The following is a 15,235-nucleotide window of genomic DNA, read 5'->3' as shown; positions in this document are numbered from 1 at the left end:
TGCTAGCTGTCAGGGGCCGTGCCAGACAGTTGCTCCTACAAAGCCCTGTGAAGCTACTGACTCAGGCGTTACGCGGTCAGTTTCAGAGCGGCCTCGCCGGGGCGCCGGACCGGCCGCGATGGGCTGCGCACCAGCCCCAGTATCTGCGCATCGCCGCAAACATCACTAGGCCCCAGGGGAATGCCCTCAGCGCCTCCCCTGCCCTTTTCAGATCTCGACCTGAGTACCCAACTCGATTACCCGATTGAGCGGCAGGTTGAAGAACCTCAAATTGCCGTTGGCATTCTTCAGCAAGAACGCGAACAGGTTGCCTCGCCAGCGCGACATGCCTTCGAGCCTGGACGCGATCACGGTTTCGCGGCTCAGGAAATAGGTGGTGCGCATGGGCGTGAAGTCCAGCTCGTCCAGGTGGCAGAGTTTGAGCGCCGCCGGCACGTCCGGCTCATCCATGAAGCCGAAATGCAGGACCACCCTGAAGAAGCCATCACCATAGGCCTCGACCTCGAATCGCTCCTGCTCTGGCACGCGAGGTCGATCTTCGCTGAGCACCGTCAGCAACACGACCTGGCTGTGCAGCACCTGGTTGTGCAGCATGTTGTGCAGCAACGCATGGGGAACGGCGTCCGAGCGGGCGGTGAGAAACACGGCCGTGCCCTCCACCCGGTGCGGCGGCTGGATGCGGATACTGCTGATGAACAGCGGCAGTGGCAGCGCCCCTTCGTCTATACGTTCGACGAGAATTTGCTTGCCACGTTTCCAGGTGCTCATCAGCAGGAACAACACACCGCCTGCCAGCACAGGGAAGGCCCCGCCCTGGACGATCTTCGGAACGTTGGCGGCAAAAAACAGCCCGTCAACGAACAGAAAGCCCAGCAAGAGGGGCACGGCCAGGATCGGCGGCCACTTCCACAGCAACAACATCACTGCCGCCACCAGAATGGTCGTCATCAACATAGTGCCGGTGACGGCCACGCCATAGGCTGCGGCCAAAGCGCCCGAGGACTCGAAGCCGATCACCAGCAGCACCACGCCCACCATCAACGTCCAGTTGACTGCCGCCACGTAGATTTGCCCTTGCTCGTCACTGGAGGTGTGCTGGATGTGCATGCGCGGGATGTAGCCCAACTGGATGGCCTGTCGGGTGAGCGAGAAGGCGCCGGATATTACCGCTTGCGACGCAATCACGGTGGCCAGGGTGGCAAGGCCGACCAGCGGCAGCAAGGCCCAGCTGGGCGCCAGCAGGTAGAACGGGTTGCGCGCAGCCTCGGGGTTTTGCAGCAGCATGGCGCCCTGGCCAAAGTAGTTGAGCACCAGTGCCGGCAGCACCAGGGCGAACCAGGCCCGTGCGATCGGCTTGCGGCCAAAGTGCCCCATGTCGGCATAGAGCGCCTCGGCACCGGTCAGCGCCAGCACCACCGCGCCGAGGATGGCCACGCCCATGCCAGGATGGACGATGAAGAAGTTGACCGCCCAACCGGGGTTGAAGGCGCGGAGCACTTCGGGCGTCTGTGCGATGCCATGGACCCCCAGCGCGGCCAGCACCACGAACCATAGGACCATGACCGGGCCGAACAGCTTGCCGATTTTCTCGGTGCCGTGGCGCTGCACCAGAAACAGAGCCACCAACACCACCAGCGACACCGGCACCACCCAATGGTCGATGCCATCGAAGGCCAGGCCCAGGCCCTCGACGGCCGAAAGCACCGAGACTGCCGGGGTGATCATGCTGTCGCCATAGAACAGCGAGGCGCCGATCAAACCGCAGATCACCATCAGGGTGCGCAGGCGCGGATACGCAGCCGTGGCACGCCGCGCCAGCGCGGTCAGGGCCATGGTGCCGCCCTCCCCCTGGTTGTCGGCACGCAGGATGAACACCACGTACTTGAATGACACCACCCACAGCAGCGACCAGAGGATCAACGACAGGATTCCCAGCACACCGTCGTGGTTAACCTGCACCCCATAACCGCCCGTGAACACTTCCTTCAGGGTATACAGCGGGCTGGTGCCGATATCGCCATAAACCACCCCGACCGCCGCCACCAGCAGGCCCAGCGACCGGGTCGCCCCCTGCTTCGCTGCGTGCCCGCCCTCGGCGTGACTGCTTGCCTGAACCATCGACCACTCCCGCAAAAGGCCCTCAGGGCCACTGTTGTCAGCGTGCATGCCAGTTCGCCCATCCGGGCCTGGCGTAACGGCGCGAAGCATAGCGCAGCGTTCGTCGTATTTCTGCTGGTCAATCGATCCATCGCTCGCTAGAATTGCGCACTTTTTGATCAGAGGCGCCAAAAGCGCCCGTCAAGGTCGCCCCCGATCAACGCTGGGCGACCTGTATTCAACGCCGAGGTTAGTCATGTCCACCACGCCCGCCACCCCCAAGGTCGGTTTCGTCAGCCTGGGTTGTCCCAAAGCCCTGGTCGATTCCGAGCGCATCCTCACCCAGTTGCGCATGGAAGGCTATGAAGTCGTGCCAACGTACGAGGATGCCGACGTGGTGGTGGTCAACACCTGCGGTTTCATTGACAGCGCCAAGGCCGAATCGCTTGAAGTGATCGGTGAAGCCATCAAGGAAAACGGCAAGGTGATCGTCACCGGCTGCATGGGTGTCGAGGAAGGCAGCATTCGCGATGTGCACCCAAGCGTGCTTTCGGTGACCGGCCCGCAGCAGTACGAGCAGGTGGTCAACGCCGTGCACGAAGTGGTGCCGCCGCGTCAGGACCACAACCCGCTGATCGACCTGGTGCCGCCGCAAGGGGTCAAGCTGACGCCGCGCCACTATGCCTACCTGAAGATTTCCGAAGGCTGCAACCACAGCTGCAGCTTCTGCATCATTCCGTCGATGCGTGGCAAGCTGGTCAGCCGCCCAGTGGGCGACGTGCTGAGCGAGGCCGAGCGCCTGGTCAAGGCCGGGGTCAAGGAAATCCTGGTGATTTCCCAGGACACCAGCGCCTACGGCGTAGACGTCAAATACAAGACCGACTTCTGGAACGGCCGCCCGGTCAAGACCCGCATGCTCGAGTTGTGTGAGGCCCTGAGCAGCCTGGGTGCGTGGGTGCGCCTGCACTATGTGTATCCGTACCCCAATGTCGACGATGTGATCCCATTGATGGCTGCCGGCAAGATCCTGCCGTACCTGGACATTCCGTTCCAGCACGCCAGCCCCAAGGTGCTCAAGTCGATGAAGCGCCCGGCCTTCGAAGACCGGACCCTGGCCCGCATCAAGCAGTGGCGCGAGCAGTGCCCGGAGCTGGTCATTCGTTCGACCTTCATCGTCGGCTTCCCAGGCGAAACCGAGGAAGACTTCCAGTACCTGCTGGACTGGCTGACCGAGGCCCAACTCGACCGCGTGGGCTGCTTCCAGTACTCGCCTGTCGAAGGTGCCCCGGCCAACGACCTGGGCTTGGCCGACGTCCCGGACGACGTCAAACAGGATCGCTGGGACCGCTTCATGGCGCACCAGCAGGCCATCAGCGCCGCCCGCCTGCAGATGCGCATCGGCAAGGAAATCGACGTGCTCATCGACGAGGTCGAAGAGCAAGGCTCGGTGGGCCGCAGTTTCTTCGACGCGCCAGAAATCGACGGCAGTGTCTTCATCGATGGCAACCACGGCTTCAAGCCTGGCGACAAGGTACGTTGCCGCGTGGTGGACGCCGACGAATACGATATGTGGGCAGAGCCCATCTGACAGGGCGCCCTGCCTGCCTCCTGTCGCAGTGGCGCGGCCCGCCCCGGGTCGCGCCCTCCTCCAGCATCTATCCTTGTTTTGACGGCCACTGGAGCAAGGACCCGATGCGCACCTTCTCGACCCTGGAAACGCCTCACCTGAGCGACTACCCCAGGCTGGTCAGCGTATGGGAAGACGCGGTACGTGCGACGCACGCCTTTATGCCCGAACCCTACATCGTGCTGCTGCGCGACAAGGTGCTGCGGCGGTATCTGGACGCGGTGATGCTGGTCTGTGCCCGTGGGCCTGATCGCAGCATCCAGGGTTTCGTCGGCGTGGCAGGCGGGCGCATCGACATGTTGTTCGTGGACCCGCAGTGGCATGGCCGAGGTATCGGCAAACAATTGCTGCAGCATGCGGTGCAGGCGTTGGACGCCCTGACCCTCGACGTCAACGAGCAGAACACCCAGGCGCTGGGCTTTTATCTGCACCAGGGCTTTGAGATCGTGGGCCGTTCGCCCAAGGACGGTCTGGGCCAACCGTATCCCTTGCTGCACATGCGCAGGCACAGCGCGGCCTGATTGACACAGATTCCCGCCCCTCGCCCGGCGGGAAGGGTACAATGCAGCCTTTCTTTGCCTTTGCGAATCGTCGTCATGTCCGAACCCGTCCGTCTGTCCAAACGCCTTGTCGAGCAGCTTGGCTGTTCCCGCCGCGAGGCTGAGTTGTATATCGAAGGAGGCTGGGTGACGGTCGACGGCGTGGTGGTCGAGCAACCGCAGTTCAAGGTCGAGCAGCAGCACGTCGAGCTGCTGCCCGGCGCGCGCGCCGAGAGCCTGGAGCCGGTCACGCTGCTGCTCCACCAAGGCGCGGGCATGGACAACGAAACTGCCCGGCTTGGCCTGAACATGACCAGCCTCAGCGAGGCCCATCGCGAAGGCGTGCGCCCCTTGCACGGGCATTTCACCCGCCAGGCCTGTGTAGCACCGTTGGAACCGGGTGCCAGCGGCTTGCAGGTGTTTACCCAGGACTGGCGGGTAACCCGCAAGATCAACGCCGACCTGCGCAAGCTTGAACAGGAGTTCGTCGTCCAGGTGCGCGGTGAAGCCAGTGCCCAGATGCTCGAGCGCCTGGCACGCGGTGTGACCCGCAATGACCGCGAATTGCCCAAGGCCAAGGCCAGCTGGCAGAACGAAACCCATTTGCGCCTGGTGCTGAAAAACCCGCAACCCGGCCAGATTTCCGAACTGTGCGCCTACCTGCGCCTGGAGTTGCTGGGCATGCGCCGCATACGCCTGGGCGGTGTTTCGATGGGCAAGCTGGCGCTGGGCCAATGGCGCTACCTGATGGGCACTGAACGTTTCTAAGTGAGAGGCCGTGCGATGACGTGCGGCACGAGAACAGGATTTTGCAGCAATGAACCACAATGACGTCCTGCGCAGCCTGCGCTACATGTTGAAAGTCAATGACGCCAAGATGGCCGAGATCATCGGTTTGACCGGCCTGGACGTGAACCCTGTCGTCCTGGCGACCTATGTGAAGAAAGAAGAAGAGGAAGGCTTTGTGCGCTGCCCGGACCGGGTCATGGCGCACTTTCTCGACGGCCTGGTCATCTACCGTCGCGGCAAGGATGAAAGCCGTCCGGCACAACCTGTCGAACTGCCGGTTACCAACAACCAGATCCTGAAGAAGCTGCGAGTGGCTTTCGAACTGAAAGAGGACGACCTGCACGCCATCTTGAAATCGGTCGATTTCCCCGTCAGCAAACCTGAGCTCAGCGCACTGTTTCGCAAGGCCGGCCATGACAACTACCGCCCGTGCGGCGACCAGTTGCTGCGCAACTTCCTGAAGGGCCTGACCCAGCGCGTGCACGGCTGAATGGTCATGCAGCATACGGTGGCGCCGGTGGGGATCGTGCGCTCCTGTTTCAAGGAGAAGTTCGCCATTCCGCGCCAGCCGCAACTGGCGCCGGCCGCACGCGGTGTGCTGGAGCTACTGCCCCCGTTCGACCAAGCCGAGGCAGTCGAAGGGCTGGAACAGGTCAGCCACGTCTGGCTGCTGTTTCTGTTCCACCAGGCCCTGGAAGAAAAACCCAGGCTCAAAGTGCGCCCACCGCGCCTGGGGGGCAACAAGAGCATGGGTGTGTTCGCCACTCGCGCCACGCACCGGCCCAACGGCATCGGCCAGTCGGTGGTGCGGCTGGAGGGCGTTGAACCTGGCCGCTTGCTGTTGTCAGGCATCGACCTGCTCGACGGCACGCCGGTGCTGGACATCAAGCCCTACGTACCCTATGCCGACAGTGTCGAGGGTGCCCATAACCACATGGCCAGCGGTGCGCCAGTGGCCATTACCGTGCAGTGGGCCGACAGCGCCCTGCCCCAGGCCCGCGAGCATGCGTTGCGCCTGGGCGAGCCCCTGGTGGCATTGATCGAGCAATGCTTGGCGCAAGACCCACGGCCAGCCTATCAGGTGCCTGTGGCCGAACGGGTGTATGGGGTCAAGTTCTGGGATGTGCAGGTCAGGTGGCATTATCCGCAGACGGATGTGATCCGTGTGCTGGAGGTGGTGCTGGCTTGAAGGTGCAATAGCGCTGCATCTGGGGGGTTGTGCTGTCGCCATCTGCCTCAAGTACCAACAGCCGCCCATGAAAAAGGCGACCCGCCGGGTCGCCTTTTTTCGTACCGTTACGCTGTAATCAACGTGCTGGACCTTCGGCAACGCCCAGGTCGTCGGTCGGACGGGTGTCGATCAGCGGACCGCCACCCGAAGCCAACTCCGACGCCAGCTTGTCGTTGTCCATCTCGTTGACCCACTTGGCTACGACCACGGTGGCAACGGCGTTGCCCACCAGGTTGGTCAAGGCACGCGCTTCGGACATGAAGCGGTCGATGCCCAGGATCAGTGCCAGGCCGGCAACCGGCAAGTGGCCCACGGCAGACAACGTGGCCGCCAGCACGATGAAGCCCGAACCGGTAACGCCAGCGGCACCTTTGGAGGCGACCAGCAGCACCAGCAGCAGGGTGATCTGGTGGGTGATGTCCATCGGGGTGTCGGTAGCCTGGGCGATGAACACCGCAGCCATGGTCAGGTAGATCGAGGTGCCGTCCAGGTTGAACGAGTAACCGGTCGGAATGACCAGGCCTACCACGGACTTCTTGGCACCCAGGCGTTCCATCTTGGCCAGCATGCGTGGCAGCGCGGACTCGGACGAGGACGTGCCCAGCACGATCAGCAGCTCTTCACGGATGTAGCGGATCAGCTTGAGTACGCTGAAACCGTGGGCGCGGCAGATGCCACCAAGCACCACCAGCACGAACAGCAGGCAGGTGATGTAGAAGCACGCCATCAGGTAACCCAGCTGCACCAGCGAGCCCACGCCGTACTGGCCGATGGTGAAGGCCATGGCGCCGAAGGCACCGATCGGGGCCAGCTTCATGATCATGTTGATGATGTTGAACATGACATGGGCGAAGCGATCGATCATGTCCAGGAACGGCTTGCCGTAGCTGCCCAGGCGGTGCAGGGCGAAGCCGAACAGCACCGAGAACATCAGTACTTGCAGGATGTCGCCGTTGGCGAAGGCACCGACCACGGTGTTGGGGATGACGTTGAGCAGGAAGCCTACGGTGGTCTGCTGCGCGCCAGCGGCGGCATAGGCAGCCACGCTGCTGGCATTGAGGGTGCTGACGTCGATGTGCATGCCCGCGCCGGGCTTGACCACGTTGACGACCACCAGGCCGATGATCAGCGCGATGGTGGAGACGATTTCAAAATACAGCAACGCATAGCCGCCCGTCTTGCCGACGGATTTCATGCTCTGCATGCCGGCGATACCGCTGACCACGGTGCAGAAGATGATCGGTGCGATGACCATCTTGATCAGTTTGACGAAGCCATCACCCAAGGGTTTGAGGGCAACGCCCGTTTCCGGGTAGTAATGGCCGAGCAGAATACCGATGGTGATGGCAACCAACACCTGGACATACAGGGATTTGTAAAGCGGCTGACGTGTCGTCATGGCTGTTTTTCCTCAAGTGTGCCGCGCCACCCTGTTCCAGGGGTGCAGCACCTGAATCGCTAACCCTCCTGCACTTGGAGGGATTTGTCGTTGTGGTAGAGCTGCCTTCGCAGGCCTCTGCCAATAGCGATAGCAAGGGTGATGCCAAAATGCCCAAACCGGGTGCAGGCAGGGCTATTGCTGGCTTTCCATGCCCAACGTCGGGGCGAAACGTGAGGAAGGGTGGCGGGTTTCCGCCCGCTGGCGGAATTGGAGCAGCCCAGATGGCGGAAAACCGCCTGGGCTCATTCCAGATTGAAGGTGATACGGAAGGCGGCGCCGCCAAGCGCCGAGTCATCCAGGCTCAGTTCGGCATCGTAGCTGTCGATGATGTCCTTCACCACAGCCAGGCCGATGCCTTGCCCCGGGTGCTGACTGTCCAACCGCTCACCACGCTCCAGAATGCGCTGGCGCTGGTTGGCGGGCACGCCTGGACCGTCATCTTCGATACAGAGCGTGAGCCGTCCAGCTTCTCTGAACAGGCTGACCCTTATCTGGCCCAGGCTCAGGCGGTAGGCGTTTTCCAAGAGGTTACCCAGCAGTTCGAGCAATGCGCCCTGCTCCATGGGTACCCGCGCCTGGCCCGGCACCAGCAAGGTCACGTCCACGTGTTTATCGCGGTAGACCTTGGCCAGCGTGCTACACAGGCTGTCGAGCAAGGGGCGTAGCACCACGCTATGACGCACCAGGCCGCTCTTGCGCAGGCTGGCCCGTTGCAGTTGATAGTCGATCTGCTGGCTCATGCGTTCGATCTGGCTCTGCAAGACCCTGGCCTGCTCCCGTTCACCGTTGTGCTGCTGCAGGCTTTCGCCCACCCCCTGCAACACGGCCAAGGGCGTCTTCAGGCTGTGCGCCAGGTCGTCCAGCGAATCCCGGTAGCGCTGGCGTTGCTCGCGCTCGCTTTGCAGCAGGCGGTTCAGCGAACCGGTCAGGCGCAGCAGTTCGCGGGGGTGGTGTGTGCTCAGGCCGTCCCGCGCGCCGGATTCCAGATCGTCGAGCTCGCGGCTAAGGCGGCGTAGCGAGCGCAACCCCCAGGTCAACCCGGCCCAGAGCAGCGCCAGCAGTGCTAGCAAGGCAGCCCCGAAGCCCAGGTAGAGTTTTTCACGCAGGCCATCGAGGGTGCGCTGATAGTCGCGCACCGGCTGCAGGGCCACGATGCTGAAGGCGGCACTCTTGCCGCCCAGCAGCTTAATCTCGACGTCATAAACGAAAAACTCCTCGCCATTGGCCTGGTGGATGCGTGCGAACTCGTTTCCGCGGCCATCGTAGCGAGGCTGATAGTTGATGTTCTGCGCCGCCGTGGCCCGGGACTGCCAGACCAGTTGGCCAGCGCGGTCGAAGATGTACCCCAGCAGACCGGTATAGGGCAGGTTGAAACGTTCGTCCGGCAACAACGCCGGCATCTGCAACTGCCCGTTTTCGATACGCGCCGCCGAAATCAGCGTGGTCACGTCCGAAGCCAAGCGTTGTTCGATCGACTCCTGCAAGGCAAGGCTGAAGGCTTTCTGCAAAGCTGGCAGCAGCGCCAGCATGAACAGCACCGCCAGCACGGCAGCGGCCAGCATCAGGCGCACACGCAGGGATCGAATCATCGGCAGCGCTCGGTGAACAGGTAGCCAAGCCCGCGCACGGTATCGATGGGCTTGAAGCCGCACTCGCCTTCGAGCTTGCGCCGCAAGCGCCCGATGAGCACTTCGATGACGTTTGGATCACGTTCTTCATCGCCAGGGTAGAGTTGCTCCATCAGGCGATCCTTGGCCACCACCTGCTGGTGATGACGCATCAGGTACTCGAGGATGCGGTATTCGTAGGCGGTCAGGCCCAGTGGCTGCTCGTCGAGCGTCGCCTGCTTGCGATTGAGGTCAAGGACCAACGGGCCGGCGGCGATGGTTGACTGGGTGAAGCCGCTGGAGCGGCGCAGCAGCGCATTGAGGCGCGCCTCGAGTTCTTCGAACTGGAACGGCTTGACCAGGTAGTCGTCGGCGCCAGCGGCCAGCCCTTCGACCTTGTCCTGCCAGTTGCCGCGGGCCGTGAGGATGAGGATGGGGAAGGTCTTGGCCTGGTTGCGCAGGCGCGTGATCAGCTCCAGGCCACTGATGCCCGGCAGCCCCAGGTCGACCACCGCCAGGTCGAAGTGGTACTGCTCGGCCTGGTACAACGCCTCCTCGGCATTGGCGACCGCCTCGACCACGTGGCCACTTTCCCCCAGGCGGGTATAGAGGTGATGGCGAAGCAAGGCTTCGTCCTCGACCACCAGCAGTTTCATGTGCAGCTCCTTGATGGATGTGCCTGTACGGTGCCCAATGCTGACAAGCCAGCCCCACCGCGTGCGCCTACCGGCCTGATGGCCCAGCATGGCACTGGTTGGAGCTGGCTTGCCAGACCCGGGTCGCTACAGGATAACGCGACGGGCAGGTCAGAACTTGTAGGAAGCCGCCAGATAGGTCTGCGCGCTGCTGCTCAGGCGCAATGTGCCGGCCTTCGGCGCGCCGTGGGGGCTGACCTCGGTGGCGGCATTGGTGCGCAGGTAGCGGTAGCCCAGTTCGACCGAGGCCTTGTCGGTGATGTCCTGGATGACGCCTGCCTGCAGGCCGTAGGCATAACCGTAGTCGGTGTCGCGGCTCAGGCCTGGCGATTCCTGGGACAGCTTGGTCATGCCGAGGGTGCCGCCGCCGAACAGCTTGGTGGTATCGCCTACGGGCAGGAACAGGTCATAGCTGCCCAGCAGGTTTTCCTGGCGAAGTTTCAAGCCGCTGTGGTCACCGGAAACGTTGTCGTAGGTCATGTAGTAGCGACCCTGGTCATTGATGCGCCCCAGGCGCACGCCCCAGGTACCGTCCTTGGCGATGACGCCGTCGGTGTTGAGGTGGTCGGTGTTGCGTTGCAGCAGGCCTGACTTGCGAACCTTGTCGCTGGTCTGGCCGTAGGTGAGGCTGGCGAAGTTTTCGTCGGCCGCCTGGGCGCTGGTCATGCCAGCGGCGCAGACGGCTACGGCGGCAAGCAGGGTATTGAATGTTTTCATGGTGAGGTTACTCCAGTCGAGTGCGCTGTTGAGGTCTGGAAGCTAGAGTAAGCAGGGCACACTGAACCTCGACTGAACCCTTGCTGAACATTGACTGAACGAACCGATTGCAATCCAGGAGTAGTCACCATGCGCGCCTTGCTGGCCTTGACCTTGATGTGTACTGCCGCCTTTGCCCAGGCGGCGGTACAGACCCGCGAGATCCCCTACCAGGATGCCGACGGCAACCGGCTGGTCGGCTATTACGCCTATGACGACGCAGTCACCGGCAAGCGGCCAGGCATCGTCGTGGTGCATGAGTGGTGGGGGCTCAATGACTACGCCAAACGACGCGCCCGGGACTTGGCAGCGCTGGGTTACAACGCCCTGGCCATCGACATGTACGGTGACGGCAAGCACACCGAGCACCCTCAGGACGCCCAGGCGTTCATGGCGGCAGCACTCAAGGACCCCAAGGCTGCTGCCAGGCGCTTCGACGCCGGGCTGGAATTGCTCAAGTTGCAGCCCAACACCAACAAGCATGACCTGGGCGCTGTGGGGTACTGCTTTGGCGGCAAGGTGGTACTCGATGCCGCCAGGCGCGGCGAGAAGCTCGACGGTGTGGTGAGTTTCCATGGCGCCCTGGCTACCACTACACCCGCAAAGCCTGGGGTGGTGAGGGCGGCAATTCTGGTGGAGCACGGCGCAGCGGACAGCATGGTGACCGCCGAACAGGTGCAGGCCTTCAAGGCGGAGATGGACGCGGCGAAGGTGAATTACCGTTTCGTCAGCCTCGACGGGGCCAAGCACGGGTTCACCAACCCTGATGCCGACCGCCTGAGCCATGGCGCTCACGGCGGGCCCGACATCGGTTATGACAAGGCGGCCGACGAACGCTCATGGGCAGACATGCAGGCGTTCTTCAAGCAGGTGTTCAATGAGTGATCACGCGGGGCAGCCATGCGGGGACGCCAGCGATCGCCGTGATAGGTAGGCAACAGTGGGCGCGTTTCATGCTTGCGTTGAAAACTGCGCCCCTGTGCCGGGCTGCATCGCCCTGCCCCTCCCGCAACCCCTGCTCAGCTGGCACAATAGCGCGCATGACGACCCTTCCTGCCTGCTGTACCTCGCTTCGGCAACACTGGCCCTTGCCCCGTCCCTTGCCTGGTGCGGTACTGGTCAGTTGCGCCTTCGACCCCACAAGCGTGGCCCCGGACGACTTCGCGCGTGCTGGCATCGTGCCCAGTGCGGGCCTGCAACGTTCAGTTGCCAAGCGCCAGGCTGAATACATCGCCGGGCGGGTATGCGCGCGCGCTGCGTTGCAGCAGTTGGACGGCCGGCACTACGTGCCCACCACCCACGAAGACCGCTCCCCCATCTGGCCTGCTGGCATTCGGGGCTCGATTACCCACGGTAAAGGCTGGGCGGCGGCGGTGGTTGCCGCCCAAGGCAGCTGCCGCGGGCTAGGGTTGGACCAGGAAGCGCTGCTCGATGACGAGCGCGCCGAGCGTTTGATGGGCGAGATCCTGACACCGATGGAGCTGGAGCGTCTGGACCACCGGCAGTTGGGCCTGGCCGTGACCCTGACCTTCTCGCTCAAGGAAAGCCTGTTCAAGACGCTCTACCCCCTGACTGGCCAGCGCTTTTACTTCGAACATGCCGAGCTGCTCGAATGGTCCGCTGAAGGGCTGGCCACGCTGCGCCTGCTCACCGACCTGTCCGCCCAATGGCGCAAGGGCGCCCAACTGCAGGGGCAGTTCTGCCTGCAGGATGGCCACTTGCTGAGCCTGGTTAGCGCCTGAGGCCTACAAAGGCGCCTGTTGTCGCGGCCAGGCAAGGCTGAAACAGGCGCCACCCAGGGCCGTGCCATGGCCTACCGTGGCGCGGCCTGCGTGCCAATAGATGATACGGCGCACGATCGACAAACCCAGGCCATGGCCACCGGAGGCACGGGTGCGGCTGTCATCCAGGCGCATGAAAGGCGTGAAGATGCGGTCCCAGACCCCTTCCGGAATGCCTGGCCCGTCATCTTCCACATTGATACGGCACACGTGCGGGCCTAGCTGATAACTCACGCGCACTTCGTGCTCGGCGTGGCGCAGGGCATTGCTCACCAGGTTCTGCACGGCGCGGTGCAGGTAGCGGGGCTCTGCCTCGACCCAGGCGGTCTCGCCTTCGACGCCCTGGCAATCGCCCCGCAACAAGCGTATGTCGCGACGCAACGGGGCCAGTTCGGCAATGACCTGATCGAGCAAGGCATCCAGGTCGATACGCTGGAACGTCAGGGCCGGGGCGCCTTGCTCGAGGCGCGCGTAGGTGAGCATTTCGTCGACTAGCTTGTCCAGGTCCTGGATGTCGCCGTCCATGCCGGCAAGGTGCTTGGCGCGTGCCTGCTCGGTGGCGGCGCTTTCGACCATTTCCAGGCCAAAACGCAAGCGGGCCACGGGGGTGCGCAGCTCGTGCGACACGGCACGTACCAGCTCGCGCTGCATGGACAGCGAGCGCTGCAAGTGCTCGGCCATGCCATTGAATGCCGCTGCCAGGCGCCCGATCGAATCGGCATCGCCTGCCGGTACACGCGTGTCCAGGCTGCCTTGGGCGATGCCCGCCGCGGCCCGCGCCAGGCCGGAAACGCGCCGCTCCAATTGGCGCACCAGCAGGTAGACCACCAGGCCAATGAGGCTCAAACCAACCAGGGTGATCAACACCAGCAACTGGGGTGGGTAGGGGTTGAGCTGGTGCAAGGGGCCGATCTCCAGCACCCACGGCGAGCCGGAGAGCCCAGCGAACACGCGTATGGAATCGCCATCCATGCCCAGCGCCATCACCGTGTCACCCTCCTCCACCCGGCGCCGCTGATCGTCATCCAGGCTGGCCCGCTCGATACGCTGCAAGGCAACCCCAAACCCGAAGCCCTTGTCGTGCTTGATCTGCTCCAGGCGCTGCTGCTGTTCGGTCACCGGGTAACGCACCAGCTCGTCGGCCAGTAGATACAGGGTAGCGCGCGCCAGTTGCTCGCTGATCTGCCTGACCTGGGCGACCAGCAGCAGGTCCTGCTGCCCTACCCTGCGCAACACCCGAGCTGCATGCGGGCCGGTCTTCTCGACCACGACGAGGCTGCGGTACAGACGTGCGCGTTGTGCGCCATCGAGGGCGAAGGCCGACATGGGCTGCAACTGCAGCGGCACCCCCAGCAGCCGCCCCCACAGCAGCAGGGAACGCTTGCGCTCGGTGTCGCTCTGCACGGCCAGGTTATCGGCCATGAGGCTGAACGTGCCTTGCGCCAGGCCCTCGCGGTGCTGGGCGGCGCGTACTTCGTTGACCAGGTGCAGGCTGAGCACCCCCAGCAGCGCCACCAGTACCAGGACCGCCAGCATGCCGCCATAGATGCGCAGGAAAATGGAATTCACGGGCATTGGCCCACGAACAGATAGCCTCTGCTGCGCAGGGTCTTGATCAGCCGGGGCTGGATAGGGTCGTCGCCGATGCGAGGGCGGATACGGGAAATGCGTATGTCGATGGAGCGGTCCTGGCCGTCATAGCCCACACCGCGCAGCGCCGTGGAGATCTGCTCGCGGGTCAGCACCTTGCCAGCGTTGCTGGCCAGCAGCCAAAGCAGGTCGAATTCGGCGCCGGTAAGCTCGATCTGCCGATCGCCAAGCCACGCCTCACGCACCCGGCTGTCGATGCGCAGCGCACCGAAGGTCAGGTCCTGGCGTTTGCCCGCAGGCGCCTCGCTGCGACGCAACAAGGCCTGGATGCGCGCCAGCAACAGCCGGGGGCGTACGGGCTTGCACACGTAGTCGTCTGCGCCAATGTCCAGTCCTTGCACCTGATCCAGCTCGTCGGTGCGCGCCGTGAGCATCAGGATGGGCCCAGGGTACTGGCTGCGCACTCGCCGACAGATGCTCATGCCATCTTCGCCCGGCAACATCACATCCAGCATGACCAGGTCCGGCTGGGTGTCGATGATGCGTCGCGCTGCGCGAGCGCCATCGCCCTCGACACTGACCGCATACCCTTGGGCGCTCAGGTACTCGGCAGTCAGTTCGGCCAGACGCTGGTCGTCTTCGACGATGAGGATGCGCGGTAGCGTTGGATCCATGGCGTAGGGCCTGTTGGTGTTGTTTTTCCCTGGATAGTACGACCAGGACCCTGCCGAGCCAACCCACTTGGGTGGTTCTGTGGACAATGATCCGGGTGCGTCGGCGGCCCCTGAAAAAAACTGCCCAGCGGCAAGCAGACGCAGAAAAACACTTCAAACCAGTGGGCACAAGGCCTACAGCGAATACTCACGTTTCACTCACAAAGTACCCACAAGATATCCACAGCCGCTCGCCTTGCAAACACCCCCATACCGCATTATCTTGTATCGCGATCGCGACGAACCACTAGATATAGGGGTTCGCGCAAAATCACTTACAAAAGTCAACCCGCAAAATCATCGGATTTTTCGGCTGAACTTACGGTGGTTTCAGCAGCCAAACCGCTCCTGCGGAGGCGACCGAGGCAA

At 63.3% G+C, this 15,235-nt stretch carries 14 protein-coding genes; 7 read left to right on the top strand and 7 right to left on the bottom strand.

All coding sequences use genetic code 11. From position 1 onward, the window contains the following. Positions 1-207: 207 nt before the first annotated feature. Positions 208-2,118 carry a potassium transporter Kup gene (locus CRP40_RS13705; RefSeq protein ID WP_027914203.1) on the bottom strand — a complete coding sequence of 637 codons (1,911 nt, stop codon included), beginning with the start codon at positions 2,116-2,118 and terminating at the stop codon, positions 208-210. Between the two features lie 235 nt (positions 2,119-2,353). Here CRP40_RS13705 and rimO point away from each other — a divergent pair, with 235 nt between their 5' ends. The 5 genes from rimO (at position 2,354) to tsaA (ending at position 6,241) form a co-directional block, all read left to right on the top strand. Further along, positions 2,354-3,685 carry a 30S ribosomal protein S12 methylthiotransferase RimO gene (gene rimO / locus CRP40_RS13700; protein ID WP_023536322.1) on the top strand — a complete coding sequence of 444 codons (1,332 nt, stop codon included), beginning with the start codon at positions 2,354-2,356 and terminating at the stop codon, positions 3,683-3,685. Between the two features lie 104 nt (positions 3,686-3,789). Next, on the top strand, positions 3,790-4,245 hold the full coding sequence (locus CRP40_RS13695) for a GNAT family N-acetyltransferase (protein WP_027914202.1): 456 nt from the start codon (positions 3,790-3,792) through the stop codon (positions 4,243-4,245). Between the two features lie 75 nt (positions 4,246-4,320). Next, the gene (locus CRP40_RS13690) at positions 4,321-5,031 is read left to right on the top strand and encodes an rRNA pseudouridine synthase (protein ID WP_023536258.1); all 711 of its coding nucleotides are present in this window, start codon (positions 4,321-4,323) and stop codon (positions 5,029-5,031) included. Positions 5,032-5,080: 49 nt separating this feature from the next. Next, positions 5,081-5,542: a DUF1456 family protein gene (locus CRP40_RS13685; protein ID WP_027914201.1), complete on the top strand. Its 462-nt coding sequence runs from the start codon at positions 5,081-5,083 to the stop codon at positions 5,540-5,542. Positions 5,543-5,548: 6 nt separating this feature from the next. Further along, positions 5,549-6,241 carry a tRNA (N6-threonylcarbamoyladenosine(37)-N6)-methyltransferase TrmO gene (gene tsaA / locus CRP40_RS13680; protein ID WP_027914200.1) on the top strand — a complete coding sequence of 231 codons (693 nt, stop codon included), beginning with the start codon at positions 5,549-5,551 and terminating at the stop codon, positions 6,239-6,241. Between the two features lie 118 nt (positions 6,242-6,359). Here tsaA and CRP40_RS13675 read toward each other — a convergent pair whose 3' ends face one another. The 4 genes from CRP40_RS13675 to CRP40_RS13660 all read right to left on the bottom strand — a co-directional run bounded on the left by CRP40_RS13675 (position 6,360) and on the right by CRP40_RS13660 (position 10,743). Further along, a complete protein-coding gene (locus CRP40_RS13675; protein ID WP_027914199.1) occupies positions 6,360-7,682 on the bottom strand; it encodes a dicarboxylate/amino acid:cation symporter in 1,323 nt (440 codons plus the stop codon). Positions 7,683-7,966: 284 nt separating this feature from the next. Beyond that, positions 7,967-9,313, bottom strand: coding sequence for an ATP-binding protein (locus tag CRP40_RS13670; protein ID WP_027914198.1), 1,347 nt, complete (start codon positions 9,311-9,313; stop codon positions 7,967-7,969). After that, positions 9,310-9,987, bottom strand: coding sequence for a response regulator (locus CRP40_RS13665; protein WP_023536231.1), 678 nt, complete (start codon positions 9,985-9,987; stop codon positions 9,310-9,312). Before CRP40_RS13665 ends, CRP40_RS13670 begins: the two co-directional genes overlap by 4 nt. Positions 9,988-10,137: 150 nt before the next feature. Then, on the bottom strand, positions 10,138-10,743 hold the full coding sequence (locus CRP40_RS13660) for an outer membrane beta-barrel protein (RefSeq protein WP_023536250.1): 606 nt from the start codon (positions 10,741-10,743) through the stop codon (positions 10,138-10,140). A 129-nt stretch (positions 10,744-10,872) separates the two neighbouring features. Between CRP40_RS13660 and CRP40_RS13655 the strand changes: the two genes are divergently transcribed. Together CRP40_RS13655 and CRP40_RS13650 are read left to right on the top strand one after the other, a co-directional pair. Further along, positions 10,873-11,667 (top strand): dienelactone hydrolase family protein, encoded by a 795-nt coding sequence (locus tag CRP40_RS13655; protein ID WP_027914197.1) that lies wholly within the window; start codon positions 10,873-10,875, stop codon positions 11,665-11,667. 155 nt (positions 11,668-11,822) lie between these two features. Then, the gene (locus CRP40_RS13650; protein ID WP_027914196.1) at positions 11,823-12,524 is read left to right on the top strand and encodes a 4'-phosphopantetheinyl transferase superfamily protein; all 702 of its coding nucleotides are present in this window, start codon (positions 11,823-11,825) and stop codon (positions 12,522-12,524) included. Positions 12,525-12,527: 3 nt separating this feature from the next. Here CRP40_RS13650 and CRP40_RS13645 read toward each other — a convergent pair whose 3' ends face one another. Further along, complete coding sequence (locus CRP40_RS13645) at positions 12,528-14,138, bottom strand: ATP-binding protein (protein WP_033694988.1); 1,611 nt, start codon at positions 14,136-14,138, stop codon at positions 12,528-12,530. Next, positions 14,129-14,827 carry a response regulator transcription factor gene (locus tag CRP40_RS13640; protein ID WP_027914194.1) on the bottom strand — a complete coding sequence of 233 codons (699 nt, stop codon included), beginning with the start codon at positions 14,825-14,827 and terminating at the stop codon, positions 14,129-14,131. The genes CRP40_RS13645 and CRP40_RS13640 overlap by 10 nt, the downstream gene beginning before the upstream one ends. Positions 14,828-15,235: the final 408 nt, after the last annotated feature.

Origin of the sequence: Pseudomonas sp. URMO17WK12:I9 (assembly GCF_900230165.1) — a bacterium.
Classification (GTDB): Bacteria; Pseudomonadota; Gammaproteobacteria; order Pseudomonadales; family Pseudomonadaceae; genus Aquipseudomonas; species Aquipseudomonas fulva.
The sequence above is the reverse complement of the archived record's forward strand: the minus strand, read 5'-3'. Positions and strand labels throughout refer to the sequence as shown.

Coding starts and splice junctions, on each gene's coding strand:
- rimO (WP_023536322.1), top strand. CDS start 2,354: ATGTCCACCACGCCCGCCACCCCCAAGGTCGGTTTCGTCAGCCTGGGT.
- CRP40_RS13685 (WP_027914201.1), top strand. CDS start 5,081: ATGAACCACAATGACGTCCTGCGCAGCCTGCGCTACATGTTGAAAGTC.
- CRP40_RS13655 (WP_027914197.1), top strand. CDS start 10,873: ATGCGCGCCTTGCTGGCCTTGACCTTGATGTGTACTGCCGCCTTTGCC.
- tsaA (WP_027914200.1), top strand. CDS start 5,549: ATGCAGCATACGGTGGCGCCGGTGGGGATCGTGCGCTCCTGTTTCAAG.
- CRP40_RS13665 (WP_023536231.1), bottom strand. CDS start 9,987: ATGAAACTGCTGGTGGTCGAGGACGAAGCCTTGCTTCGCCATCACCTC.
- CRP40_RS13660 (WP_023536250.1), bottom strand. CDS start 10,743: ATGAAAACATTCAATACCCTGCTTGCCGCCGTAGCCGTCTGCGCCGCT.
- CRP40_RS13640 (WP_027914194.1), bottom strand. CDS start 14,827: ATGGATCCAACGCTACCGCGCATCCTCATCGTCGAAGACGACCAGCGT.
- CRP40_RS13705 (WP_027914203.1), bottom strand. CDS start 2,118: ATGGTTCAGGCAAGCAGTCACGCCGAGGGCGGGCACGCAGCGAAGCAG.
- CRP40_RS13650 (WP_027914196.1), top strand. CDS start 11,823: ATGACGACCCTTCCTGCCTGCTGTACCTCGCTTCGGCAACACTGGCCC.
- CRP40_RS13690 (WP_023536258.1), top strand. CDS start 4,321: ATGTCCGAACCCGTCCGTCTGTCCAAACGCCTTGTCGAGCAGCTTGGC.
- CRP40_RS13675 (WP_027914199.1), bottom strand. CDS start 7,682: ATGACGACACGTCAGCCGCTTTACAAATCCCTGTATGTCCAGGTGTTG.
- CRP40_RS13645 (WP_033694988.1), bottom strand. CDS start 14,138: ATGCCCGTGAATTCCATTTTCCTGCGCATCTATGGCGGCATGCTGGCG.
- CRP40_RS13670 (WP_027914198.1), bottom strand. CDS start 9,313: ATGATTCGATCCCTGCGTGTGCGCCTGATGCTGGCCGCTGCCGTGCTG.
- CRP40_RS13695 (WP_027914202.1), top strand. CDS start 3,790: ATGCGCACCTTCTCGACCCTGGAAACGCCTCACCTGAGCGACTACCCC.